The organism is Pseudocalidococcus azoricus BACA0444 (assembly GCF_031729055.1).
GTDB lineage: Bacteria > Cyanobacteriota > Cyanobacteriia > Thermosynechococcales > Thermosynechococcaceae > Pseudocalidococcus > Pseudocalidococcus azoricus.
On sequence record NZ_JAVMIP010000014.1, the window covers coordinates 67,563 to 91,975 of the forward strand.

General features: G+C 49.6%; 23 protein-coding genes and 1 tRNA gene. 15 read left to right on the forward strand and 9 right to left on the reverse strand.

Features of this window, described 5'->3' with window-relative positions:
- Positions 1 to 9: 9 nt before the first annotated feature.
- From lptB to RIF25_RS12480, 3 genes are all read left to right on the forward strand, one after another.
- Positions 10 to 738: an LPS export ABC transporter ATP-binding protein gene (gene lptB, locus RIF25_RS12470; RefSeq protein WP_322878865.1), complete on the forward strand. Its 729-nt coding sequence runs from the start codon at positions 10 to 12 to the stop codon at positions 736 to 738.
- Positions 719 to 1,882 carry an LptF/LptG family permease gene (locus tag RIF25_RS12475; protein WP_322878866.1) on the forward strand — a complete coding sequence of 388 codons (1,164 nt, stop codon included), beginning with the start codon at positions 719 to 721 and terminating at the stop codon, positions 1,880 to 1,882. The genes lptB and RIF25_RS12475 overlap by 20 nt, the downstream gene beginning before the upstream one ends.
- Positions 1,883 to 1,947: 65 nt before the next feature.
- On the forward strand, positions 1,948 to 3,840 hold the full coding sequence (locus tag RIF25_RS12480) for a DNA polymerase III subunit gamma/tau (protein ID WP_322878867.1): 1,893 nt from the start codon (positions 1,948 to 1,950) through the stop codon (positions 3,838 to 3,840).
- Between the two features lie 18 nt (positions 3,841 to 3,858).
- On the opposite strand, the gene rlmN is transcribed toward RIF25_RS12480, so the two are convergent.
- From rlmN to RIF25_RS12505, 5 genes are all read right to left on the reverse strand, one after another.
- On the reverse strand, positions 3,859 to 4,896 hold the full coding sequence (gene rlmN / locus RIF25_RS12485; RefSeq protein ID WP_322878868.1) for a 23S rRNA (adenine(2503)-C(2))-methyltransferase RlmN: 1,038 nt from the start codon (positions 4,894 to 4,896) through the stop codon (positions 3,859 to 3,861).
- Between the two features lie 131 nt (positions 4,897 to 5,027).
- Positions 5,028 to 5,465 (reverse strand): hypothetical protein, encoded by a 438-nt coding sequence (locus tag RIF25_RS12490; protein ID WP_322878869.1) that lies wholly within the window; start codon positions 5,463 to 5,465, stop codon positions 5,028 to 5,030.
- Between the two features lie 11 nt (positions 5,466 to 5,476).
- Positions 5,477 to 6,181, reverse strand: a complete 705-nt coding sequence (locus RIF25_RS12495; protein WP_322878870.1) for a DevA family ABC transporter ATP-binding protein — start codon at positions 6,179 to 6,181, stop codon at positions 5,477 to 5,479.
- A 19-nt stretch (positions 6,182 to 6,200) separates the two neighbouring features.
- Positions 6,201 to 7,355 carry an ABC transporter permease DevC gene (devC, locus tag RIF25_RS12500; protein ID WP_322878871.1) on the reverse strand — a complete coding sequence of 385 codons (1,155 nt, stop codon included), beginning with the start codon at positions 7,353 to 7,355 and terminating at the stop codon, positions 6,201 to 6,203.
- Positions 7,352 to 8,494: an ABC exporter membrane fusion protein gene (locus tag RIF25_RS12505; protein ID WP_322878872.1), complete on the reverse strand. Its 1,143-nt coding sequence runs from the start codon at positions 8,492 to 8,494 to the stop codon at positions 7,352 to 7,354. The genes devC and RIF25_RS12505 overlap by 4 nt, the downstream gene beginning before the upstream one ends.
- Before the next feature lie 265 nt (positions 8,495 to 8,759).
- On the opposite strand from RIF25_RS12505, the gene gpmI reads away from it, so the two are divergent.
- The 3 genes from gpmI to queC are packed head-to-tail and all read left to right on the forward strand — an operon-like array spanning position 8,760 to position 11,405.
- A complete protein-coding gene (gene gpmI / locus RIF25_RS12510; protein ID WP_322878873.1) occupies positions 8,760 to 10,358 on the forward strand; it encodes a 2,3-bisphosphoglycerate-independent phosphoglycerate mutase in 1,599 nt (532 codons plus the stop codon).
- A gap of 54 nt (positions 10,359 to 10,412) precedes the next feature.
- A complete protein-coding gene (secG, locus tag RIF25_RS12515) occupies positions 10,413 to 10,649 on the forward strand; it encodes a preprotein translocase subunit SecG (RefSeq protein WP_015126175.1) in 237 nt (78 codons plus the stop codon).
- Positions 10,650 to 10,709: 60 nt separating this feature from the next.
- Positions 10,710 to 11,405 carry a 7-cyano-7-deazaguanine synthase QueC gene (gene queC, locus RIF25_RS12520; protein WP_322878874.1) on the forward strand — a complete coding sequence of 232 codons (696 nt, stop codon included), beginning with the start codon at positions 10,710 to 10,712 and terminating at the stop codon, positions 11,403 to 11,405.
- A gap of 24 nt (positions 11,406 to 11,429) precedes the next feature.
- Here the strand turns inward: queC and RIF25_RS12525 are convergent, their stop codons facing one another.
- Positions 11,430 to 12,719: a Glu/Leu/Phe/Val family dehydrogenase gene (locus RIF25_RS12525; RefSeq protein ID WP_322878875.1), complete on the reverse strand. Its 1,290-nt coding sequence runs from the start codon at positions 12,717 to 12,719 to the stop codon at positions 11,430 to 11,432.
- A 349-nt stretch (positions 12,720 to 13,068) separates the two neighbouring features.
- On the opposite strand from RIF25_RS12525, the gene RIF25_RS12530 reads away from it, so the two are divergent.
- The 4 genes from RIF25_RS12530 to RIF25_RS17495 are packed head-to-tail and all read left to right on the forward strand — an operon-like array spanning position 13,069 to position 15,829.
- On the forward strand, positions 13,069 to 13,533 hold the full coding sequence (locus RIF25_RS12530) for a hypothetical protein (RefSeq protein WP_322878876.1): 465 nt from the start codon (positions 13,069 to 13,071) through the stop codon (positions 13,531 to 13,533).
- A 51-nt stretch (positions 13,534 to 13,584) separates the two neighbouring features.
- Entirely contained in the window at positions 13,585 to 14,646 is a 1,062-nt protein-coding gene (locus tag RIF25_RS12535) for a Vgb family protein (protein WP_322878877.1), read from the forward strand.
- Positions 14,646 to 15,545, forward strand: a complete 900-nt coding sequence (locus tag RIF25_RS12540) for an ABC transporter substrate-binding protein (RefSeq protein WP_322878878.1) — start codon at positions 14,646 to 14,648, stop codon at positions 15,543 to 15,545. Before RIF25_RS12535 ends, RIF25_RS12540 begins: the two co-directional genes overlap by 1 nt.
- A gap of 38 nt (positions 15,546 to 15,583) precedes the next feature.
- Positions 15,584 to 15,829 (forward strand): IS1/IS1595 family N-terminal zinc-binding domain-containing protein, encoded by a 246-nt coding sequence (locus RIF25_RS17495; protein ID WP_456154079.1) that lies wholly within the window; start codon positions 15,584 to 15,586, stop codon positions 15,827 to 15,829.
- A 215-nt stretch (positions 15,830 to 16,044) separates the two neighbouring features.
- Here the strand turns inward: RIF25_RS17495 and RIF25_RS12545 are convergent.
- The 3 genes from RIF25_RS12545 to RIF25_RS12555 all read right to left on the reverse strand — a co-directional run bounded on the left by RIF25_RS12545 (position 16,045) and on the right by RIF25_RS12555 (position 18,786).
- Positions 16,045 to 16,131: transfer RNA gene (locus tag RIF25_RS12545), tRNA-Ser, on the reverse strand.
- Positions 16,132 to 16,222: 91 nt separating this feature from the next.
- Positions 16,223 to 16,459, reverse strand: coding sequence for a 50S ribosomal protein L28 (gene rpmB, locus RIF25_RS12550; RefSeq protein ID WP_322878879.1), 237 nt, complete (start codon positions 16,457 to 16,459; stop codon positions 16,223 to 16,225).
- Positions 16,460 to 16,527: 68 nt separating this feature from the next.
- Positions 16,528 to 18,786, reverse strand: a complete 2,259-nt coding sequence (locus RIF25_RS12555) for an ATP-binding protein (RefSeq protein ID WP_322878880.1) — start codon at positions 18,784 to 18,786, stop codon at positions 16,528 to 16,530.
- A gap of 98 nt (positions 18,787 to 18,884) precedes the next feature.
- Between RIF25_RS12555 and RIF25_RS12560 the strand changes: the two genes are divergently transcribed.
- The 5 genes from RIF25_RS12560 to RIF25_RS17325 all read left to right on the forward strand — a co-directional run bounded on the left by RIF25_RS12560 (position 18,885) and on the right by RIF25_RS17325 (position 24,378).
- A complete protein-coding gene (locus RIF25_RS12560; RefSeq protein WP_322878881.1) occupies positions 18,885 to 19,046 on the forward strand; it encodes a hypothetical protein in 162 nt (53 codons plus the stop codon).
- Positions 19,047 to 19,083: 37 nt separating this feature from the next.
- Positions 19,084 to 22,815: a cobaltochelatase subunit CobN gene (cobN, locus tag RIF25_RS12565; protein ID WP_322878882.1), complete on the forward strand. Its 3,732-nt coding sequence runs from the start codon at positions 19,084 to 19,086 to the stop codon at positions 22,813 to 22,815.
- Between the two features lie 117 nt (positions 22,816 to 22,932).
- Positions 22,933 to 23,622 carry a DUF488 domain-containing protein gene (locus tag RIF25_RS12570; protein WP_322878883.1) on the forward strand — a complete coding sequence of 230 codons (690 nt, stop codon included), beginning with the start codon at positions 22,933 to 22,935 and terminating at the stop codon, positions 23,620 to 23,622.
- Positions 23,558 to 24,004, forward strand: coding sequence for a DUF488 domain-containing protein (locus RIF25_RS12575; protein ID WP_322878884.1), 447 nt, complete (start codon positions 23,558 to 23,560; stop codon positions 24,002 to 24,004). The genes RIF25_RS12570 and RIF25_RS12575 overlap by 65 nt, the downstream gene beginning before the upstream one ends.
- Positions 23,992 to 24,378: a dual OB domain-containing protein gene (locus tag RIF25_RS17325; RefSeq protein ID WP_407682406.1), complete on the forward strand. Its 387-nt coding sequence runs from the start codon at positions 23,992 to 23,994 to the stop codon at positions 24,376 to 24,378. The genes RIF25_RS12575 and RIF25_RS17325 overlap by 13 nt, the downstream gene beginning before the upstream one ends.
- The last annotated feature ends 35 nt before the right edge of the window (positions 24,379 to 24,413 follow it).

Genomic DNA, 24,413 nt, shown 5'->3' on the forward strand with positions numbered 1-24,413 from the left:
CCTTTCCCCATGAAAATTTTGTTAGAAGGTGTACGCAAAACCTATGGGGCCAGGACAGTTGTTGATCAGATCACCTTAGGGATTGAGCAGGGGGAGATTGTCGGACTCTTGGGGCCAAACGGGGCTGGGAAAACCACAACATTTTATTTAGCCACAGGCCTGGAAAAACCCGATCAGGGAAGAGTTTGGTTAGATCGCGACGACATTACCCCATTGCCCCTCCATCGCCGGGCCAGGTTGGGAATTGGCTATCTCCCCCAAGAACCGAGTATCTTTCGGAATTTAACAGTGGCAGAAAATATTCTCCTAGTTTTAGAGCAAACCAATGTGCCGCGATACCTCTGGGCTGATCGCTTGGATCATTTACTGGCAGATCTGAATCTCCATAAAATTGCTCAGATCAAAGGCAATCGAGTCTCAGGGGGGGAACGGCGGCGCACGGAATTAGCCCGAGCTTTGGCCATTGGCGTTGAGGGGCCCAAATTTTTGTTTTTAGATGAACCTTTTGCCGGGGTGGATCCAATTGCGGTCGGCGAAATTCAAACCATCGTTACCCAACTGCGGGCCCAGAACTTAGGGATATTGATTACTGATCACAATGTTCGGGAAACCCTTTCTATCGTGGATCGGGCCTATATTATGCGGGATGGGCATATTCTCGCGGCGGGGGCAGCAGAGGCCTTATATGAGGATCCCCTCGTCCGGCAATACTATTTGGGTGAAAACTTTGTCCCCTAGGCGAATTGGGCGGCGATTGATCTGGCAACTGGGCCGGATTATCCCTGGCTCACAATTGGACTGGTATCTCTGGCGAAATATTGCCCCTGCCTTTGGCCTGGGAATCACGATTTTTGCCGCCTTAGCTCTTTCGGTGGGGGTGCTATTTGACCTAGTGCGACAAGTGGCAGAGGCTCAAATTCCCTTGACCGCAGTTTTACAAGTTCTGCTCTTACAAATCCCTTACACTCTCACCTTTGCCTTGCCCATGGCGGTAATGCTGGCTGTTTTAACTACGATCAGTCGCTTGGGGGAAGATGGGGAACTAGTGGCGTTCAAGAGTATTGGTCTTAGTCTCTATCGTCTTGCTGCACCGATTTTGGCCTTTTCTCTGATGATTAGCCTCATCACGTTTACCTTGGGTGAAACCGTCATTCCTGAGTTTCGATCCCAGTCGGACCAGGTGTTACAGCGGTATCTGCACCAAGAAGAGCGGGTTGGCCAAAGTCGGGACATTTACTATCCAGAATATGGCCCCAATGACCAAGTGCGGCGATTGTACTATGCCAAGGAATTTGATGGGGTCTCCATGCGGGGGATTACCGTGGTAGATTTTTCCCAACCGGAGTTAGTACAGGTGATTACGGCAGCCCAGGCCAACTGGAGTTATCCCAAAAGTACTTGGACGATTGCCGATGGGGTGATTTACCTTGTTTCAAGTTTGGGGAATATTCGCGACATTATTGAGTTTCAACAGCAGCAGTTAGTCATTCCCCGCAAGTTAGAAGAAGATGTCCTCAGCCCTTCCCAAGTGACCGAACTCTCAACGGCCCAAGCCCGCCAGGCCCTGACCCTAGCTGAACAGGATCAGAATCCAACCCTAGTCAGAGCCTTAAATGTCCATCTCCAGCAGCAATATGCTCAACCCTTTGTGGCGATTGTCTTTGGATTGATGGGTTTGGGGTTTGGGGCGATGGGGCAGAAGCGGGGGGCGGCCCAGGGGTTTGGCTTGAGTGTGGGGTTAATTTTTGCCCAGATTCTGTTGACCTATTTTGCCGGTGCTTTAGGATTTGTGGGGATATTAACTCCAGTGATGGCGGCTTGGTTCCCCCAGGGCCTGGGCCTAGCTGTGGCTGTCTGGCTCATTCAACGGGCTAATCGCTAAGTTCCTCGCCGACCTATGATAGATGAGCAGAAGAGAGTCAGGACAGGCCTGGGTGAGTTGGTCTTGTGAGTTACGAACCGCTGCACCATAAATATCGCCCCCAAACCTTTGCGGATCTGGTGGGTCAAACGGCTATCGCCACAACCTTGACCAATGCCCTGCACCAGGAACGCATCGCCCCAGCCTATTTGTTTTGTGGGCCGCGGGGAACCGGAAAAACCTCCAGTGCAAGGATTTTAGCTAAATCTCTCAACTGTTTAAGTGCGCCGAAACCAACCCACAGCCCTTGCGGTGTTTGTGATGTTTGCCAGGCCATTACCCGCAGTTCTGCCTTAGATGTAATTGAAATTGATGCGGCCAGTAATACTGGGGTTGATAATATTCGGGAGTTAATTGAAAAATCACAATTTGCCCCGGTTCAATGTCGGTATAAAGTGTATGTAATTGACGAATGTCATATGCTCAGTACCTCAGCGTTTAATGCCCTTTTAAAGACTCTTGAAGAACCTCCAGACCGAGTAATCTTTGTCTTAGCAACAACGGATCCTCAACGCGTTTTACCCACAATTATTTCTCGTTGTCAACGTTTTGATTTTCGGCGCATCCCCCTGGCCGATATGGTCTCCCATTTAACCCATATTGCCGAATTAGAAACTATTAATATCAATCCAGCAGCCGTTAACCTCGTTGCCCAAATTGCCCAAGGTGGCCTGCGGGATGCGGAAAGTTTACTCGATCAACTCAGTTTATTAGCTGGGGAAATTACCATTGAACGGGTTTGGGATTTAGCTGGTTCGGTACCTGAACAAGATTTATTTCACTTGCTCCAGGCCATCAAGAGTCAACATCCCGAAACCTTATTGGAACAAACTCGGCAACTCTTGGAACGGGGCCGGGAACCCTTAATTGTGTTGCAGAACCTGACCGGATTTTATCGCGATTTTCTGATTGCAAAAACTGCCCCCAACCGTCAAGATTTAGTCGCGTTGACTCCCGATACCTGGAACGCCCTTTGTGAATTTGCCCAAAGCTGGTCGAGTCAAGAAATCTTAGCAGGACAACAACATCTGCGGGCCTGTGAATTGCAAGTGAAAAACACAACTCAGCCGCGTCTGTGGTTAGAAGTGGGGCTTTTAGGTTTGCTGTCCCTCTCCCAAACGGATCAAAGTTCTCCACCCCCAGCCCATAGTCCCAGGCCCCCGGCTCAAACACCCCCGATTCCCCCCGCAGTCATTTCCCCCCCCCCAAGCCAGCCCGTTGCCAATGCCATTCTCCCAACTGCAACACCGCCGCGCCCACCCGTTTCCGAAAATCTGCCAACCCAGGCCCCGTCACCATCTCCGGCAAAATCTCCTCCCCCAGCCCCCACCCCCCAGGCCCCCGATCCCCCTGACCTCAACCTTTCCCACCTTTGGCAACAGGGCATTCAACTGGTTCAATTTCCGGGTACCCAGGCCTTGCTCTCCCAACATGGGCAACTCCTCAGTTGTAGTGATCGGGAAATTCGGATTGGCTTGCCATCCCCCGGCCTATTGAAGCTGACCCAAAAGTATCAGGACAAAATCGAAATTGCCTTTCAAACAGCCCTTGGCAAACCCGTCAAAGTTCGCTTAGAAATTGCCACCAGTTCACCGGAACTAGCTCAATCTAGTCCAGCCGTCCAGCCCCGGCCCACCCCACCTCCTCCCGACCCCATCCTTAATTCCCGTCAACCACCCGCCCCCCCGCCTGAAAACCCGCCCGCCCCAGAATTCCAACTTGCGCCCCCCGCCCCCCCCGATGCCCTCAGCCAGGCCACCCAAAGCTTTGCCAGATTTTTTGCCGGGGAAATTGTTTCGCCTGAACCCGGTAGCCCCCCCCTAGTCTTGGAGTCGGAGCCGCTCAGCCCAGATCGCCTCATGCCCGCGACTGATGAACCAGAACTCCCCCCAGAACTTGAGGAAGATTTACCCTTTTAAGCCACCCACTCCCGTGTTTTAACCCGAATATTGGCCCCGTAATTGTCCACAGGCCGCATCTCGTTCCAGGCCCCGCGAGCGGCGAATACTGGCAGCAAGACCGGCTTGATGGAGAATATTCAAAAAGGTTTGTAACTGGTGGGGGCTGGGGCGGCGATAACTGGCATCCTGAATCGGATTGTAGGGAATCAGATTAACGTGACTTTGAAACCCTTTGAGTAATTGGGCTAAGGCCAAGGCCTGGGCTGGAGAATCATTCACCCCCGCTAAGACCGTATATTCAAAACTCACCCGCCGGCCTGTTTTCTGGACATAATCCCGACAATCTTGGATGAGTTGATTTAGGGGGTAATGCTTGGCACTGGGAATGAGTTCTACGCGCAGAGCTTGATCCGGGGCATGGAGACTCACCGCTAAGGTCACTTGGAGAGTAAAGCTGGCTAGGCGTTTAATCTGGCCGGGAACCCCCACTGTAGAAATGGTGATATTGCGCTGTCCAATCCCCACATCTTGATTCAAGCACTGCACCGCCTCTAAGACCGCCTCTAAATTCAAAAGCGGCTCGCCCATCCCCATCAAAACCACATGACTGACCCGTTCCCCAAAGTCGGCCTGGACTGTTAACACCTGATCAACAATTTCATGGCGGGCTAAGTTGCGGCTAAATCCGCCTTTCCCGGTGGCACAAAAATCACAGGCCATGGGACAGCCGACTTGGGCAGAAACACAGACCGTTAATCGCTTGGCAGTCGGAATCCCCACCGTTTCAATCACCAGGCCATCCGCCAGTTTGAGGAGATATTTGACCGTACCATCGGGACTGGGATGCCGGGCCTGGATTTGGGAACGTCCCACTGCCACAGACTCCAAAGAATTCCGCCACTGCTGGGGAAAAACTGTTATCTCTGTGAGTGAATGAATTCCTTTTTGATACAGCCATTGATGGAGTTGTTGCCCCCGATAGGCCGGTTGGTGTTGGGATTCGGCCCAGGCCATGAGTTCAGGTTTAGACGCACCCAGAAGAGGGCCATCCGGGGATAAAACAGCAGCGTTCATGGCTCAGTTACAGCAAAAATCAGGAATAGAAGGGAAATCATTTATTATCTTAGCACTAGACAAAATTTCCCCAGGCCTGGATCATGTCCCAAACCAACAGAATAGTCCCAGGAATGGCCAGAGCAGCACAATTAAGCTCGGTCAAACCAGAGAACCTTAAGCACACTGCCACCAACCACAGTTACCAGGCCAACGATGAAGGCCCACAGACGGGCATCCAGGATTTTTTGTCGATCACGCAATTCAGAAACATCATCTCGGAGTTCATCCCGTAAGGCACCAACCTTATCATTGAGTGTTTTGATTTCTCCCTTAAGCTCAGTCTTAACCGCATCAACCTTGTCATTGAGTGCTTTGATTTCTCCCTTAAGCTCAGTTTTAACCGCATCAACCTTGTCATTGAGTGCCTTGACCTCGGCCCGCAGTTCATTAATCTCCCCTTTTACCTCGGCCCGTAATGTTTTGAATTGTTCATCGGTCTTGGCCTGATTAACCTTCATTTCTAAGGCAAGGGCCTGGATCGCATCCAAAATTTGCTTTGTTTCGCTGGCTGTTACGGCTTCAGACATGGTTATCTCCTTCAGTGCTCCATTTCCGCAGTTGTGGGTAAATTTTGAAACAGCCGCCCGTCCTCCATCTGAATTAACCGATCCGCCACGTCTAAAATTCGGTTGTCATGGGTCACGAGCAAAATGGTACACCCCTGTTCCTGGGCCAGTTTCCGCATAATTTCCACCACATCTCGCCCTGATTGCTTATCCAAGGCCGCGGTCGGTTCGTCGGCTAAGACAAGTTTTGGATGGCCCACTAAGGCCCTGGCAATGGCAACCCGTTGTTTTTGGCCGCCCGATAAGTGATGGGGTAAGTAATCCAGATGCTCCCCCAGGCCAACGGCAGTTAACATTTCTGTGACGCGTTTTTCAGCACTGGGGGCAGGAATATCCGGCTGTAAATCCATTGTCATCATCACATTTTGGCGGGCCGTCAGGGAGTGGAGTAAGTTGTTGGCCTGGAAGATATAACCCGTTTGGCGACGTATGGCTAGTTGTTGACTGGTGGTGGAATGACGCAGTTCTTGTCCCAAAACCCGTAAGCTTCCCTCTTGGGCCGACCGCAGCGCGCCAATTAATGTCAGGAGTGTAGTTTTGCCGGATCCCGATGGCCCAGTCATGATGACAATTTCCCCCGGATAGATCTGGGCCTCTAGCTGGAACAAAACCTGCTTACGGAGCCGACCGGTGCCAAAGTAATGATTTAAGCCTTGAATATCAATAACCGGTTCCATCGCCCCACATCCTTAAGCCTTAGAAAATATCAGCCGGATCCGCGGCCTGGACACGTCGCATGGCAATACCGCCTGATACAGTACACATCATGACTGTCAGGACAAAGACCATCAAGGCTCGCTCAACAGTCATCCCCACCGGGAGCGCAGTTGCCCGATAAATTAGGTTGTATAGCAAAAATGCCACCGCAAATCCTGGAATATAGCCCAATACGGATAGAATGAGCGACTCCTGCATCACCACTCCATAGAAATATAAATTCCGATAGCCCATGGCCTTGAGGGTGGCATATTCCGGTAAGTGATCCGAGACATCTGTGTAAAGCACCTGATAGACAATGACTGTGCCGACAATGAAGCCCATCAAAGCCCCCAGGGAAAAGATAAACCCAATGGAGGTGCTTTTCTCCCAGTAGGTCCGCTCAAAATCTACAAAGCCCTGATGGGTGAGCACAAGGACATCATTAGGTAACTCGGCCCGCATCTGAGCCACGAGCGCTTCAACATTAGTCCCTGGCTTGACCTTAATTAAGCCAACATCAATCAATCCCACAAGCCGGCGCGGAAATAAGCGTAAAAAATTCAGATCGCTGGTGAGTAGATTACCGTCAGCCCCAAAGTTCGCCCCCATGTGAAAGGCCGCATCTACTGTGATTTGTCGCCCGGAAACTTCAGTAATCACCCGCCCATTGTCCTGTAGCAGTTGATTAACTGGCCCAAATTGAGCGCGGGAGTCCACATCAAACAGGGCATGATCGGCAAGTTTAATTTTTTCCCGATTTTCCCGCACCCCCGGCAAAATAAAGGAGTCAGCGGTGGGATCAACCCCAATCACGAGGAGTTGACGCGTGGTTTTATCCACCGGATTGCGCCAGAGACCAAAGCCCAAATACAAGGGGGAAACAGACTCCACTCCGGCAAATCCCCCTGCTTGATAGAGCCGCCGCCGGGTAAAGGTTTTCATCGCAATCAGGGCTGTGGATTGGGGGCTAATCAGGACAATATCGGCGTTAATCCCATCGTGAAAGCGCACCGCAGCTTTGAACAGGGCATCCCGAAAGCCAAACTGCATCATCATCAAAACCACTGCAAAAGCAATCCCGGCCACCGCGACTAGCAGCCGAATCCGTTCCCGTTGGAGTTGGAGCCAGGCCAGGGGAATCGCCAAAATCATGACGGCTCTCCACTGGGATCAATCACAACTTCGACCTGCAAATTGGTCAGGCCAGCGGCAATACGGCTATCATCCAGACGAATTTTGACCTCCACGACGCGAACATCGGTTTTGGCCGCCGGATCCGTATCAATGACATCGTTTTTAGCAATCAATAGGCCAACCTGGGCCACTTGACCAGAAATTGGTTGGGGGAAGGCGGGGCTTTTAATCAGGGCGGGCTGACCGACTTTAATCCGAGGCACATCAGTTTCATAGACTTCGGCAACAGCATACATCTGCTTGGTATTGCCCAGTTGTAAAATTCCATCCGTACCAATGGCTTCCCCGGCCCAGGTATAGATTTTCAGGATTTGCCCGGCCCGCGGTGAACGAATGATGGTGCGCTGGAGGCGAGCTTCGGCTAATTCTAAATTCCGTTTGGTAGAGTTGACGAGAATCTGGGCCTGGGAACGACTGAGGTTGGCCTGGGCAGAGCGGAGTTGATCTTGGGCATTGACAGCGTTGGTCTGTTCTTCGTTGCTAATTTGACTCAAGGTGGCCTGGGCAGCTTCCAGTTCTTCGGTACGGCTGCGGACAATCAGTTCTTTGTCTTCTAACAGTTGTTGGGAGATGGCCCCGGCCTGGGATAGCTGGCGAAACCGTTGATATTCCCGTTGGCTAGAGGCTAATTCTGCGGCGATGCGTTGAATCGTAGCTTTTTGGGCCCGCATTTGAGCCAGCTTTGGCTGGGTGACTTGATCCAGACGCGAACGGGCCTCGGCAATTTGCGCTTCTCCCAATTGGGTTTCGGCCTGGAGACGTTTCTGAGCTTCTGCCAGCTGATCCGCTGCTAAGTTGCGCTCTGCCAAGCGTTCTGGATAACTATCTAAGTAGAGCAGAACTTGGCCGGGTTGAACAAAATCCCCTTCTTTAACTAAGAGCTTCCCAATCCGTTCACCGGGGGTGCCACTTAAAACAATACTCTCCCCCTCTGGCTCAAGGCGGCCCAAGGCACTGATTTTTTCCGAGGGCCGTGGCTTAGTCTGACTGATAGCGGGATTGGGCGTAGATGCGGGGGGACTTGTCAACTGTCGAAGACTCACCATCAAGGTCAATAGCCCGAGACCAACCAAACTACCCATGAGCCAGGGATTCATGCCCTTGAGACTAAATGGACTCCCCACCCGTATCACCTTCCTTCCCTGATTGTTTGTAGCCTGCCTAAAATGTCTGAGTCTGTGTTGATCCTAATCTAAATATAAAGAAATGCTAAAAGTATGAAATCATGTTCGCACCAATACCCTATTGCCCTTCTGAGGGGGGATGGTATCATTTATCACAGATCTGTTGCTTAATGCGTTGCTTAATACCCATTCTGCGGGAATATCTTCAATTGCCACTGTCTATCGGTAGGGTCGTCCCATGACATCGACATCCATTGCACCTGTTGTTCTCGTTATTTTAGATGGCTGGGGCTACCGAGAAGAATCAGCTGGAAATGCTGTAGCTTTGGCGAAAACACCTGTCATGGACAGTCTATGGGCGGCTTACCCCCACACCTTGGTGCATACTTCCGGTAAAGCAGTCGGTCTGCCGCGGGGGCAAATGGGTAATTCAGAGGTTGGGCATTTAAATATTGGGGCCGGGCGCACGGTTCCCCAAGAGTTAGTCCGTATTTCTGACGCGGCGGAGGATGGAACCTTGCATCAAAATCCAGCCCTTGTCAAGCTCTGCCAGGCCCTGAAAAGCCGTCAAAGGAAGTTACATTTGATTGGCCTGTGTTCCGAAGGTGGAGTCCACTCCCATTTAGATCACCTTTATGCCCTTGTGGAAATGGCCCAGCAACAGGGAATTACGGAAGTTTGTATCCATGCCATTACCGATGGTCGTGACACCCCGCCCATGGAAGCCAAAGAGGTGCTAAAAACCCTAGAAGAGTGCTTAAAGGAAATTGGCCTGGGCAAAGTAGTCACGGTGAGTGGTCGCTATTACGCCATGGATCGAGATCGGCGGTGGGATCGGGTGGAGTTGGCCTATCGAGTGATGGTGTCCAATGATGAGATTAACTCTCTTGCACCGTGGGAAGTGGCAGCGGCGGCTTATCAATCCGAGATTAGCGATGAATTTATTCAACCCGTGCGGATTGCAGCGGGGGCAGTTGAGCCAGGGGATGGGGTCATTTTCTTTAACTTTCGCCCCGATCGGGCCCGGCAACTAACTCAGGCCTTTATTGACCCCAATTTCCAGGGATTTGCCCGGGAGCAGATTGAACCCTTAGAATTCGTCACTCTGACCCAATACGACAGTAATTTAACCTGTGACGTGGCATTTCCGCCCCAAAACCTGAGCAAAATCCTGGGGGAAGTAATTTCAGCAGCCGGGTTATCTCAATTACGGGTTGCGGAAACAGAAAAATACGCCCATGTCACCTACTTCTTTAATGGTGGTATTGAGGATCCCTTTCCGGGGGAAGATCGCGTTTTGATCCCCAGTCCCATGGTTCCCACCTATGATCGGGCTCCAGCCATGTCAGCAGCAGCAGTCACGGAAGCGGTAGTAGCAGGGATCGAAAAAGGAATTTACTCTTTAATAGTAGTCAACTACGCCAATCCCGATATGGTTGGACACACGGGGCAAATTCCCGCCACGATCCAGGCCTTGGAGACGGTTGATCGTTTTTTGGGCCAGGTGATTGACAGCACTCTGAGGATGGGCGGCACACTCCTGATTACCGCGGATCACGGCAACGCCGAATATATGCAGGATGAAAATGGCAATCCTTGGACAGCCCACACCACAAACCCTGTGCCTTTAATTTTGGTAGAAGGGGAAAAGCGGCAAATTCCCGGTCATGGGACGGATGTGCAACTGCGTGAGGCAGGCTGTTTAGCAGACTTGGCCCCGACTATTTTGGCGATTCTCAAGCTAGATCAACCCCCAGAAATGACCGGCAAATCCCTGATTGAACCCGCAGCCTACGAAATGCGCGCCAGTCGGACTCCTGTGCCGGTTAAGCTTTAGCGTTAAGATTTAGTCAGTGATTCCGGTTGCAATCCGTTCAATTCAGGTCTAGGTATGTTGGAAAAAATCTTGATGGGTGTTTGGGCTTTTTCGGCCTTGGGTTTGGTGATTTTAGTTCTACTTCACAGTCCCAAGGGGGATGGTCTAGCGGCGATTGGCGGCCAGGCCCAGTTATTTACCAGTACCAAAAGTGCCGAAACAACCTTAAACCGAATTACCTGGACGTTAACCGTGCTGTTCATGGGCTTAACGGTGGTCTTAAGTGCAGGTTGGTTAGGGGCCAGTTCCTAAATTTTTCCGTCATTTTTGAGGATTGGCCATGGAGCAGGCGGAGAGACTTTGGGGTAACGCATGAAGGCCGTTGTTTTGCTCTCTGGTGGTTTAGATTCTTCGACAGTGTTGTACCAGGCCCAGGCCGATGGTCTAGATTGTTATGCCCTGTCCTTTGATTATGGTCAGCGGCATCGGACGGAACTCAACTCTGCCCAGGCCATTGCCCAAGCTGCGGGTGTGGTTGCCCATCAAGTTGTCACCTTCAATCTCCGGGCCTGGGGGGGATCTGCCTTAACGGATGAGCAAATTGATGTGCCAGGGTCACGGGATTTAGCCGCCATCAGCCAAGGCATCCCCGTCACCTATGTGCCAGCCCGCAATACGATTTTCCTCAGTTTTGCCCTCAGTTATGCCGAAGCCCTGGCGGCCCAGCGGGTGTATATCGGTGTCAATGCCTTGGATTATTCTGGCTATCCCGACTGTCGCCCGGATTATGTCGCGGCCATGCAAACGGTCTTTAACTTGGGGACGAAAACCGGCCGGGAAGGTAAACCGATTACAATTACAGCTCCGCTGATCAATCTCCATAAAACCGAAATTATTGAATTAGGGAATCAGCTAGGTGTACCTTGGGTCAAAACTTGGTCTTGTTACAGCGATGGCGGCAATGGTGAAGTTCCCATGGCCTGTGGGGTTTGTGATGCCTGTCAGTTAAGGTTGGCGGCGTTTCAAGAACTTGGCCTGGTGGATCCAATTCCCTATCGTTGTTTTTAAGCTGAACATATCTTAAAGAAGGCGTTAGTGTTGGCCCTGATAATCATCCCGAGTTCCCCTGGCCTTGATGGCATCACTAATTCGACCCAGGGCATGAACATAGGCGGCCGTTCTGAAGGGGATGGTTTTGGCCTGGGCAATGTGCCAAATTTCATTCGTTTCCCGTAACATCCGCTCTTGAAGTTTTTGATCCACTTCTGCTGCACTCCAATACCAGCCACTCCGATTTTGGACCCACTCAAAATAGCTCACAGTGACTCCCCCAGCATTGACTAAAATATCGGGAAAAACCGGAATTCCCTTTTGCGCCAAAATTGCATCGGCAGCGGCAGTAATCGGGCCATTAGCCACCTCAAAAATCACCTTGGCCTGGACTTGGGCAGCATTGTCTTGGGTAATTTGTTTTTCCAGGGCGGCGGGAACCAACACATCCACGGGCAGTTGCAGCAGTTCGGCGTTGGTAATCCGTTGATAGTCCACGCGCTGACAGACACTTCCGGCACAATAGACCGCCTCCAGGCCCCGCGTCGTTTCCTTATATTGCTTAACACTGGGAATATCTAATCCCTCTGGGGCATAAATACCGCCTTGGGAATCACTCACCGCCACAACCCGATAACCCGACCTAAAAAGCAGTTCCGCTAAAATCCCCCCCGCATTGCCAAAGCCTTGAATCGCCACAGTCGTGTTTGGGGGTTGATAGCCATAGCGGGGTAACACATTATTGATTACGGTATAGGCTCCCTTGGCGGTGGCAGAATTGCGGCCTAAACTTCCCCCCATCGCAATCGGTTTACCCGTGACCACGCCGCGACTAATTCGCCGTTGAATTAAGCTATATTGATCCATCATCCAGCCCATAATCATGGCATTGGTATAAACATCTGGAGCCAAAATATCCATGTCCGGGCCAATAAAGTCGGCAATTCCGTCAATATAGCCGCGGCTGAGGCGTTCTAATTCCATGACCGAGAGGGCTTTCGGATTAACCGTGATCCCCCCCTTTGCCCCGCCAAAAGGTAAATCCATCACGGCACACTTAAAGGTCATCCAAAAGGCTAGGGATTCCACTTCATCGGCAGTGACATGGGGATGGTAGCGGACTCCGCCTTTGCCCGGCCCCCGCGTGTCCTCGTAGCGCACCCGATAGCCCTGAAAAATTTGCAATGAGCCATCATCCATCCGCACCGGAATGGCTACCCGAATCGCGGCTTTGGGGTATTTCAACCGTTCTCGGGTATCGGTGGGTAAGTCCAGATGGGCCATAGCCCGTTGCAGTTGAATTTGGGCATCGGATAGTTGGGAACCACTCATAAGATCCTGGAATTGGGCCTAAGTCTAATTTTACGATGGCGGTTTGCCCAACCAGGCCTGGGTTATCAGAACCGTTACTTGGCTTTGTATTCCTAGATCAGGTTGATCCTCGCCCAAGCCCCCTACTCATTTCCCTGAGGCTTTCCTGTCCCAAGGGAGGGGATCATCACATTGCCAGCCTAATAGCAACTCGTCAAAAATTCGATTAAAGACAATAATCTTAAGATTTCCATCTATTTATAACAGTCTGCGTAACATTATAAGTTTAAGAACTGTGTCTTCAAATTGCAAGTCTTTAGTTAGCACTGTAATATCAAGCCAATGCTCAACCAGCAACCCAATTATTTCCATGAAACATAGCTTTACCCTTGCTTTTATCTGTTTGACTATCCTGTTTGCGCGCGGGGCAATGGCTGAAACCTGCGAACCTTTACCCCCTCAAGTTTCACCCACTGATGGCAACAAAGTCCGCGTCAGAATTGCTCCCGACCTGGGCTTTGGCTCCCATGGCAATACTTACTTTATAATCCCTCGGCCTGTTTCTACTGTCACCATCAAACTCACACCAGTTACAACTGATAATGCTGCCTACCCAACCCAACTGATTGCTCGCTATTCTGACGACACAATTTTTGAATCCGGCGCGCCAATCTTTGTCCCTGACAGTACCAAACCAATCATTTGGGGCCCGTTACAAGTGAATCAATCGGGGAAAGTTTTTGATGTCTTTAATGTCAAAATTCTTGAAAATTATCGCCTTTATCCGCAGTCGAAAGGATTTACCTATGATCTAGAAGCCTTTGGCTGCCGTTAGCCTGTCTATTCTTCCATCCGCAACTCCAGCACATCCATTGCACTATCTACTATGCTCAAAGCTTTTTCATTTCGATCCGTACTTCTAGCCCTTGCCCTCGTATTACCTGCCAGCATAGAAGGGGTTTTAGCGGCTCCAGTTCCGGCAACGACCTATAAAACCACTGCTATTCCGGCCCCCGCTGCCATTGGCAATGATGCCAGCCGTTACAAAGTGACCATTTATCCAACGGTGCCGGGGATGGGAACCCGTGATGTTGCCCCCGACCCTGATGGTTCCGTTTGGTTTAATGGGCAGTGGTCAGGGGTGATTGGGCATCTTATTCCGGCCACTGGGGAGGTGAAGTTATATCCCCTTGGGCGTGGCTCCCATCCCCACGGGGTGATTATGGGCCCAGATGGCTATCTCTGGATTTGTGATGAAGCCAATGCCATTGTCCGTTTTGACCGGAAAACCCATGAAGTGAAGCAGTATAAACTGCCGCCATTCCCCCACACGATGGGTTACGGTAACCTGAATACGCCCGTGTTTGATGGTAAGGGAATTCTCTGGTTTACAGCCCAAAATGGCTATTATGGTCGCTTAGATCCACGCACAGGTGACATTAAAATCTTTCCGGCTCCCTTGGGCTATGGTCCCTACGGGATGACAGCGACACCGAAAGGAGATGTTTGGTACACCAGTTTGGCAGGGAATTACATTGCCCGGATTGACACAACAACCTTTCTCCCAGAGGTGTTTACCATTCCAGAAAAGATTGCCAATGGCTCACGGCGGATTTGGTCAGATTCCCAAGGCAATATCTGGATTACCACTTGGGGGACTGGGGCCTTAATGCGGTTCAACCCAGTCTCCAAAATTTGGGACTCCTATAAGCTTCCAGGCCTGGGGCCGCGGGGCTATTCCACCTATGTTGATAACCAAGATAAGGTTTGGAGTTCTGATTTTGGGACGAATTCAATTCACCAGTTTGATCCGGTCACGAATTCATTTACTATTTTTCCGGGGAATAAGCAGAATGTCCAAACGCTCCAGATGAACGGAGTTGGAGATCGGATTTGGGCTGGACAGCAAGGGGTTGATCAGATTGTTTTGTTTGAACGTATAAAATAGTGTTTGATCACACACATTATCGTCCCCCAAAATTACCGATGACCCTGTTTCATACGTTGTTCCTGATCCCAGGCCTGGGTATAGCTTTCCTCCTTGGCGTTTGGGAAACTGTTGCCTACGCTGATTCTGTTCCTCCCCTGAAACCCATGACGTGCCAATCAGCCAAATTTCCTGCCCCCCCCCCAGAAGCACGGCGCGAATTAGCTCCAAGTGGAACATTGAGGGTGGCGATTAATACGGGAAATTATGTCTTGGTTACGGAAGATGAGAACTTTGGACCCTATGGTATCTCTGTCGATATGGCCCATTTACTGGCCTGGCAATTGGGAGTCCCAGCAGATTTTGTTGTTGTTCAAGCTGCGGCAATTTCTTTTGAACGGGTTAGTACCAATCAGTCAGATATTGGCTTCTTTGGGGTTGATCCTTGGCGGGCTAAAAGTGTGGACTACACAGACCCCTATGTCCACATTGAAGGGTCTTATATTGTCAGGTTAGATTCACCAATTCAAAACCTGAGTGATGTGGATCGTTCTGATATTGAAATTGTGGTGGGAAAAAACAGCGTCTATAATCTTTTCCTCAATCGCACTATCAAACAGGCCCGGATTATTCCAGCCCCAACCTCTCCAGAGGTAACGAGCTATATGTTGGCTAATAATCATCCTGTTGGGGCTGGGATTCGTAATCAACTGGAGGCAGATATGAAGCGGTATGGCGGTTTACGCATTCTGCCACAGCCGTTTATGACGATTCAACAGGCCATGGCGACTGGAAAAAATCGTCCAAATGGAATTGCCTATCTCCAGGCCTTTGTGAGGGAACTTAAAATTAGTGGTTGTGTGCAGGAATTAATCACGAAGTACGCTGTTACCGATGCTACTGTCCCTCCCCCTCACTAACTCCTGGTTCTATGGAAATGGCGTTGCATCATGGAGAGATGAACTGTCTTGATTGTCAATCTACCCATGTCAGTCAGAACGGCCACCGTGGCGCAAAGCAAAACTATCTTTGTGGGGATTCTGGTCACCAATTTATCGACTCCTATTCGCCCAAAGGATATCCTGATCCGTTGAAGGGAAAGGGATTGAAGCTCTATGTCACAGTCTTAGCGGCCTCGATAAACCTATTACTTCATTACCTCAAGTTTTGGGAAATTCCACTGCTTCCTCATATCATTTCTTGATGATGCAACACCCCACATCCTACACCCCAAAAGTGTTTCCGAAAATATTGTTGCGCCAGGCCTGTGAGTGCCATAGGGGTACGTTGTCAGACTCAAGAGAGATTACCCCTGGCTTGCAGGCTATTTATAAGACAAACTGAGGCTAAGTAACGGCTAAAAATGCCCTGAACCCGTTGTTATATAGGCTTTTGGGGGAAATCTAAGACAAATACAAACGGAGAGAGGGAGATTCGAACTCCCGGAAGGTGTGACCCTTCAACAGATTTCAAGTCTGCCGCAATCGACCACTCTGCCATCTCTCCAAGAAAAGGCTATAAACGCTGATCAGTACCGAAAAAGCCCTGGGATAAATGCCCTAATCTCCAGGCCCCGCTATCCGTAATCTCGATCAACCTAGAGCTTGTGTAAATTTAGGCCAGCTTCCTTCGCAAAGGTACTCAGACCCTTAAATTGGAGGGTTTTAATGGCTTTAGTTGACAGCCGCAACCGTACCCACCGATTTCCTTCCGGCCACCAAATCCGTTTCCATTGCAGATTGACCTCTTGCAGCTTCTTCGTCCGGCGATGGGAGTGGGAGACAGCGTAGGCATTGTTAGCTTTTTTTCCGGTTAGTTGACAGACACGGCTCATAAGTCACTCACAAGGGGAAATAACCACAGACTTAATAGTGTAACACCTTTAGCCCAGGCCTGGTATTTCTAAGGGGCTGAAGTAGCCGTGAACAGAGATTTTCTCTCCGGTTGAATTAAAGCTGTCACTTGGGTTAACAATTCTGCCGGGTCAAGGGGATAGTGGAGGCAAGCATCAGCCCTGAGATGGGACAGTTCTGGTTCAAAATTAGTCTCCGGTAGAGTTGGGGACGCACTTGGGGCGCACAGCAGAATCACCTTTGTGGATTGGGGGCTGGGGGTGGTCTGGAGATGCTCAACCAATCGGTTTAAGTTAAATTGATCTAAGTGTTGGGAGACAATAATCAGCCAGGGTTGGAAGTGGGATAGTTGTTCGATGACCGGATCCGTGACCCAAATTACTTGATACCCTGCTGCCGTCAAAAGTTCACAAATGAGAGTCGCTGTATCTTCCTGTTCCTCAATTAAGATTATCCGACCTTCTGGAGCCGACATCGGTGATGGAGTCAGAGAAGATTCCCAGGCCTGGCGCGGGATCGAGACAAAAAACGTTGACCCATGATCTTCTCGGGATTGCACCGTAATCGTGCCTTGGTGGAGATCGACAATTTGTTGAACAAAGGCTAATCCCAGGCCCATACCCTCATGCCGCCGCCGATAGGGGGTATCTAACTGCTGAAAAAGCTGAAACAGCAAGGGCTGTAAATGACTTGGAATCCCAATCCCGGTATCAGACACCGCAAAGCGCGCCTCCTGGCCATCACACTCCACCCGGAGAGTCACGCTCCCTTGGGCTGGGGTAAATTTAATCGCGTTGGTCAGTAGATGAATTAAGACCTGTTGGAGTCGGTGCGGGTCAGCCGTAAAGGTATCTAGATGGGCGGGAATATCCAGTTCTAGTTTCAAATTCAGTTGGGCTGCCATCGCCAAGGCCCGCACCCGTTGCCGCACCTGTCGGGCCAGTTGTCCCAAGGAAAAGGATTGAATCCGCAAGGCTGCCTGCCCCACCTCGACCTGGGAAAGTTCCAAAATCCGGTTAATTAACTCCAGTAGGTGAGTACCGCTAGCGTGGATAGTTTCTAGGTATTGCCGTTGTTTTTCCGTCAAGGGGCCGAGGGGCCAGCGCAAAAGAGTCGCCGACATCCCAATCACACAGGTCAGAGGACTGCGGAGTTCATGACTAATGGTGGCCAGAAAATCACTCTTGACTCGGTGGGCCGACTCGGCAGCTAAAAGGGACTGGCGCAAGGCCTGGGTGCGCTCGGCAACTCGATCTTCCAGGGTAATTTTCTGCTGTTGTAGTTGACTGTAAAGCTGGGATTGATAAATGGCGATGCTAATGTGATTGCAAACATGATTCAAAAATTCCTGCTCTTGGGGATACCAAACCCGTGGTTGTTGACAGGCATGGGCCATTAATCCCCCCCAGACTTTTCCCTGAACCACAATGGGAACGAGAAGGAGGGATTGCACCTGATAAGATTGCCAAAACTCTACCCAGGCCCCGTTGTGCTGGTGATTAACAGTAATATCCGGCAGTGCCAAAATCTCCCCATCCCGGAACTGCTGCCAATTGACCGGATCCGGCCCCCAAGGAATATCCCCAACTCCTAACAGGGAACTCCTCGTCTCGGCCCCCTGGGCTTCATAGGTCACTTCCCCTTGGTTTTCGGCCATGGCCTGGAGAATTAAGACCCGGTCGGCCTGGAGAAATTCCCGAATTTGGCTGACAGCGGTGTTGAGGGTGGCAGGTAAATCTAAGCTTTGGCGAATTTGGGTCGTGATTTGATGAATCAGGCGTTCCCGTTGCATCCGTTGTTGAACCGCCAGATTAACTTGGGGCTGGCAAATTGAAGTTTGGGGCGATAGATCCGCGGCGCAGAGGTTTAAGAGTTCAGCCAAAATGGTTTGAGTTACTTGCAGTACAGGAGTGGATGCCCCAGATTGATACTCTGGCCATTGGAATTGACGGGGTAAGCTCTGGAGAAACTCCCGCACTAGCTGCGGCGCAAAAGTCAGTTGTAATCTCAAAAAGCCAGGTAGTGGAGTTACTTGGGCTGTCAGTAGAGCCGTAAAATCTGGGGCCAAAATGGCCGTAAAGTATTCTGTTCCCCCCAGGCCGGGGTTCGTTAAATCAGGAAACTCTGCACCGAAGCTATCCTCATTAGCCAATCCGATGAGATTCTGTTCCGGTAACTGATCACCCATATCTTGAATCACAACCCGCTCCCCTAGCCCTTGAGTCTGAGCCAGAAGCACGGCGGCAAATTGCCCATACTTCCCCGCAGGCAAGGTTTGCGAAAAGATTATGGCCGCATCCGGTGACACCAGATTATTCCTCTATCAGTAAGATATGTAAGTTAGTCAGCCAACCATGCTCAGTGCAAGCGGATTTTCAGGTGAGATTGGAATAACCCGTTAAAGTAGTGAAGTCGCACCCCATCCACCATTACCGAGATGAACAGAACCCCACCTTGGCGGTATTTTTCCTGAATATTATTTTTGTGGTGATCAAGCCTGATCTAATTTCTGTTGTAACGGTCGGAGATCAGCAGATGGCAATTCACACCAGATTCCTTAAGGATTAAGCCCAATTCATTTAGCTCTGTAACTTAGGAAAAATAAATGCATCGAATTATTAACTTAACTAATCAGAATGTAACTAATAGCAACAGCGAAACCGTTAATTTTATTCGCCAAACCCCGGCCCCAATTTTCTTCCTCACAACCGCTGATACTGATATTCATGTTCTTTCTCAGGCCAGGCCCCGTTTACCCGAAAATTTCCCGGCAGTGCGGGTGATGAATTACTTAAATCTCCAACAGCAAATTGTCATTGATGATTATGCCGAAGCGGTACTGGCCCAGGCCCAGGTGATTGTCTTGCGGCTTTTAGGGGGGCGAGCCTATTGGGCCTATGGCTTAGAGGTCTTACAAACTACAGTGGCGGATTCAGGCGCGAAATTAATTGTCTTGCCTGGAGATGATCGCCCGGATTTGGAATTGATGAGCTTGTCGAGTTTACCCCTAGACGATGTAGATCAACTGTGGCGGTATTTTCTCGAAGGTGGCGTGGAAAATATGACCCAGGCCTTGCTATTTCTTGGTTTTACCTGTCTCGATACCCCGCAAATTCCGGCGTTACCAAAACCTGTGGCCAGAGTTGGCGTGTTTGAGTGGGAAAGTTCAATTCGATTAGCCGCCACCGCCCCGAAAGTGGGAATTTTGTTTTATCGCGCCCATTATCTTGCCGGAAACACCGCCCCAATTACCGCCCTCTGCCAGGCCCTGAGTCAGAAAGGATTACAGCCGATTCCGGTTTATGCTCAATCCCTCCAAGATGAAACGATCCAGGCCGAACTGCTTAAACTCCTCGCGCCAACCCCTGATAGCAAAATTGATCTGATTCTCAACACCACCAGTTTTTCCATTGCCCGCCTCGATTTAGCTCAACAAGATACCGAAAGGGGCCTGGAATTTTGGCAAGCCTTGGATGTCCCCGTAATTCAGGTGATTCTCAGTGGCAGTGGCCTTAGCACTTGGCAAGAGTCAACCCTGGGTTTAAGCCCCCGTGATTTAGCGATGAATGTGGTCTTGCCGGAAGTGGATGGCCGGATTATTAGTCGGGCAATTTCATTTAAGTCGGGGGATCTGTATGATGACGAGTTAGAAACGGCCATTATTGGTTATCAGTCGGAACCGAGTCGAATTGAATTTGTTGCTGATTTAGCTGCCCATTGGGTGAACCTAAAACGAATTAGTAATGCCGATAAAAAAGTTGCCTTAATTCTGGCTAATTATCCTGCCAAAGATGGTCGAATTGCCAATGGCGTAGGTTTAGACACCCCAGCCAGTTGTGTCAAAATTATCCATGAACTCAAAGCCGCCGGATATGACTTGGGCGATCAACCCTTACCTAATACAGGTGATGAGTTAATTCAACAGTTAATTAAGGGTATGACTCACGATCCTGAAAGTTACTACCGTCCTGTTAATCAGTGTTTTAGGGTTCAGGATTATCAAATTTGGCTGGAGTCTCAACCTGAAACAATTCAACAAAAATTAGCAACCTATTACCCTAAGCTAGAAAACGATATTCCCATCCCAGGCCTGCAATTGGGCAATATTTTCATTAGCATCCAACCGCCCCGTGGCAATGACTTAGACCCAAATACCAATTATCACAATCCCGACCTGCCACCCACGCCCAGTTACCTCAGTTTCTATCTCTGGATCCGTCACCAATTCCAGGCCAATGCCGTGATTCATATCGGGAAACATGGGAATTTAGAATGGCTCCCCGGTAAAAGCGTGGCCCTCTCTCAAAATTGTTTTCCCGAAATTGCCTTGGGGCCCTTACCGAATTTTTACCCCTTTATCGTCAATGATCCTGGAGAAGGATGCCAGTCCAAACGCCGCTCCCAGGCCGTGATTATTGATCACCTCACCCCCCCAATGACCCAGGCCGGACTCTATGGGCCGTTGGATGAATTAAGCCAAGTTTTGGATGAATATTACGAAGCTGAACAACTCGATCCGCCCCGATTGCCCCTGTTGAAAGAACGCATTGATGAATTGATTAAAGTCCTGCATTTAGATCAGGATTTAGCCCATCTTGCACCGGCTGATAGTGGGGATTGGCAGGCCTGGTTGAATCAAACTGATGGCTATTTATGTGAACTGCGGGATGCTCAAATTCGGGATGGCTTGCATATTTTAGGGGAATGCCCAGGCCAAACTCAACTCCGAGATTTAATTGTGGCGATTGCGAGATCACCTAATCGGATTCATCTTGGTTTAACCCGTGCTTTAGCATTAGATTTAGGCTTTGATTGCGATCCCTTAACAACACCCGCTACTGAACCCAGTCCTGATCCAAAATTTCGCGCCGTGGGTGATTGGACAGCAAATTTAGATCACCAAGCTCTATTATTAATTGATCAGCTTTTGACTCAAGATAGACCAACTAATTTAGGCATAGAAACAACCAAAGTTTTGGCCTGGATTTCTGAGAGTTTACTCCCCAACCTCCGCCGCACCGATGAAGAACTGACCCAACTCTTACGGGGACTCAATGGCAGCTATATTCCCAGTGGCCCCAGTGGCGCACCCACCCGTGGCAGACCCGATGTATTACCGACAGGACGCAATTTTTATGCTGTTGATTTAAGAGCGATTCCGACCGAAGTGGCCTGGGATTTGGGCCGGAAAGCTGCCGAAGCCGTGATTGAACGCTACACCCAAGAACAGGGCGACTATCCGAAAACTCTGGGCCTCTCCGTTTGGGGAACCGCCACAATGCGCACCGGGGGAGATGACATTGCTGAAGCTCTTGCGCTCTTAGGCGTAATGCCAGTTTGGGATGGGCCAAGTCGCCGGGTTGTGGATATTGAAGCGATTCCCCTGTCTCTTTTAGGGCGGCCCCGAGTAGATGTCACCTTACGAATTTCCGGCTTTTTCCGGGATGCTTTTCCGAACCTGATTCAACTGTTTGATGATGCCGTGAACTTAGTCGCTAGTCTGAATGAACCGCCGGAACAAAATCCCCTAGCTGCCACTGTCAAAACCGAGATCACCACCGCCATCCAACAAGGTCAAGATCAAAACACCGCCCAAACCCAGGCCAGGTTACGGATTTTTGGATCTCCCCCAGGTGCCTATGGAGCCGGATTGCAAGGATTGATTGACAACCCCCAGGCCTGGGACACCACCGCCGACCTCGCCCAAGCCTATATCCACTGGAGCAGCACCGCCTATACCGGAACTGGCCAGAGCCAACCGGCCCCCCAGGCCTTTCAAAATCGCCTCGCCCAAATGCAAATCGTCCTCCAAAACCAAGACAACCGCGAGCATGATCTTCTCGATTCCGATGACTATTACCAGTTTCAAGGGGGACTCACCGCCGCCGTTAAACTCCTCAACGACCAGGCCCCAAGCGTTTATTTTGGCGATCATGGTCAAAGCGAGAATCCCCAAATTAGAGCCTTAAGTGAAGAACTGGCCCGTGTTTATCGCTCCCGTGTGATTAATCCGAAATGGATCGCGGGTGTGATGCGTCATGGCTATAAAGGCGCGGCGGAAATGGCGGCCACTGTTGATTTTCTCTTTGGGTATGCTGCCACCACCCAGGCCATCCCAAATCATATGTTTGCCGGAGTCGCCCAGGCCTATGTTTTTGATCAAACCGTCCAAGATTTTCTCCAGGCCAAGAACCCCCATGTTTTACGGGATATGGCTGAGCGATTGTTAGAAGCTGAACACCGGGGCCTGTGGACAGAAGTCGAGCCAACCACTAAAGACCAATTACGAGCCATCTTGCACCAGGCCGAAGCCAAAGTCGAAGAATGTTCATCCTGAGGTTCCCTGCCATAGAGTCCTAACAGCCTAGCCTGTACGAATTCAAGAGCTGCACAGTATATTGGACTTATTGCAGCAAGAGTAAGGTAGATGGCTGGCTAGCCCCATGGGAGCAGTATGGAATTGTTCACTATTGGCCACTCTAACCATGACATGAATAGCTTTATTGCCCTACTTCAACAGCATGGGGTGACTGCTATTGCTGATGTTCGTTCACAGCCCTATAGCCGATTCTTACCACAATACAATCGAGAAGCTCTGCAAAAAATACTCGATAATCATGGCATTAAATATGTATTCCTCGGTAGGGAACTGGGGGCAAGGCCAAGCAACCCAGACTGCTATGTTGAGGGGAAAGCAGTGTATGAAAAAATCGCCAACACTGATTTATTTCATGAAGGAGTTAAGCGAGTTCAAAAGGGATTGCAAAAACACAAAATTTCATTACTGTGTGCCGAAAAAGATCCGCTAACCTGTCACAGAGCAATCTTAGTTTGCCAACAACTACGTCATCTTAAAATTCTTATTAATCATATTCTCAATAATGGCGATTTAGAGTCTCACGATCAACTAGAAGAAAGAATGTTAATCAAACATAATTTTACAAATTTCTCAGAGGCTCAGGAAGCTCAGCTTTCTATATTTGTTCAGAATGGTTTACCAACGCGTGAAGAGTGTTTGCAAGAGGCTTATAAACTTCGAGGTAGTGAGATTGCCTACATAGAAAAACGAGAGCAGCACCATGAAGAATCAGATCAAACTATTTACAATCGGGTTCACTCAAAAGAGCGCACAACAGTTCTTTGAGAATCTTGAAAAAGCTGGTGTTAAGCGAGTTATTGATACTCGTTTAAATAACATATCTCAGTTGGCAGGATTCACAAAAGCAAGAGACTTGAAGTATTTCCTAAAAACCATCAATGGTATTGACTATATTCATATTTTAGACTTGGCTCCAACTAAGATTATCCTTGATGAATACAAAAAACATAAAGGAGATTGGTCAGTATATGAAAAAAAATTCCTAAATCTGATGAGTGATCGTCAAATTCAAAATAAAATCTCTCCAGATTTAGCTGATGGTGCTTGCCTTCTGTGTAGCGAGGCAAAACCTCATCACTGTCATCGTCGGTTAGTAGCTGAATACCTCAATGATAAATGGGGAAATATTAGTATATGTCATCTTTAAGGAAAATAGTCTATCTTGCCAACTCACTAAAGTTAACTGAGCGTTGTATCGCAGGGATTGATATTGAAACAGGTCAATGGCTTCGGCCTATCTGCGATGATTTATACCCTAATGATGGTCGAGTTCCAAAGAGTATCCGGGTAATTCAAGATCGAGAACCTGAGTTGCTTGACATATTACAAATTCCTCTGGCTGAAACGGGAAATGACTTTGGTTTCGAATGCGAAAATCGTTTAGTTTTACCGGGTGAGTGGATGCAACTAGGCAAATTTCAACCCGACCAGTTAATCCCTTATTGCCAAAACTTTCAACACATACTTCATAATTCATCGAGATATGTAAACCCTTCTGAACTACAGCATATTCCTCGCTAAGTTGGTACACTTTTTCTGAAGCTGTGTCAAAGCGA

Coding starts and splice junctions, on each gene's coding strand:
- lptB (WP_322878865.1), top strand. CDS start 10: ATGAAAATTTTGTTAGAAGGTGTACGCAAAACCTATGGGGCCAGGACA.
- rlmN (WP_322878868.1), bottom strand. CDS start 4,896: ATGAACGCTGCTGTTTTATCCCCGGATGGCCCTCTTCTGGGTGCGTCT.
- RIF25_RS12490 (WP_322878869.1), bottom strand. CDS start 5,465: ATGTCTGAAGCCGTAACAGCCAGCGAAACAAAGCAAATTTTGGATGCG.
- RIF25_RS12495 (WP_322878870.1), bottom strand. CDS start 6,181: ATGGAACCGGTTATTGATATTCAAGGCTTAAATCATTACTTTGGCACC.
- devC (WP_322878871.1), bottom strand. CDS start 7,355: ATGATTTTGGCGATTCCCCTGGCCTGGCTCCAACTCCAACGGGAACGG.
- RIF25_RS12505 (WP_322878872.1), bottom strand. CDS start 8,494: ATGAATCCCTGGCTCATGGGTAGTTTGGTTGGTCTCGGGCTATTGACC.
- gpmI (WP_322878873.1), top strand. CDS start 8,760: ATGACATCGACATCCATTGCACCTGTTGTTCTCGTTATTTTAGATGGC.
- secG (WP_015126175.1), top strand. CDS start 10,413: ATGTTGGAAAAAATCTTGATGGGTGTTTGGGCTTTTTCGGCCTTGGGT.
- queC (WP_322878874.1), top strand. CDS start 10,710: ATGAAGGCCGTTGTTTTGCTCTCTGGTGGTTTAGATTCTTCGACAGTG.
- RIF25_RS12525 (WP_322878875.1), bottom strand. CDS start 12,719: ATGAGTGGTTCCCAACTATCCGATGCCCAAATTCAACTGCAACGGGCT.
- RIF25_RS12530 (WP_322878876.1), top strand. CDS start 13,069: ATGAAACATAGCTTTACCCTTGCTTTTATCTGTTTGACTATCCTGTTT.
- RIF25_RS12535 (WP_322878877.1), top strand. CDS start 13,585: ATGCTCAAAGCTTTTTCATTTCGATCCGTACTTCTAGCCCTTGCCCTC.
- RIF25_RS17495 (WP_456154079.1), top strand. CDS start 15,584: ATGAACTGTCTTGATTGTCAATCTACCCATGTCAGTCAGAACGGCCAC.
- rpmB (WP_322878879.1), bottom strand. CDS start 16,459: ATGAGCCGTGTCTGTCAACTAACCGGAAAAAAAGCTAACAATGCCTAC.
- cobN (WP_322878882.1), top strand. CDS start 19,084: ATGCATCGAATTATTAACTTAACTAATCAGAATGTAACTAATAGCAAC.
- RIF25_RS12570 (WP_322878883.1), top strand. CDS start 22,933: ATGGAATTGTTCACTATTGGCCACTCTAACCATGACATGAATAGCTTT.
- RIF25_RS12575 (WP_322878884.1), top strand. CDS start 23,558: ATGAAGAATCAGATCAAACTATTTACAATCGGGTTCACTCAAAAGAGC.
- RIF25_RS17325 (WP_407682406.1), top strand. CDS start 23,992: ATGTCATCTTTAAGGAAAATAGTCTATCTTGCCAACTCACTAAAGTTA.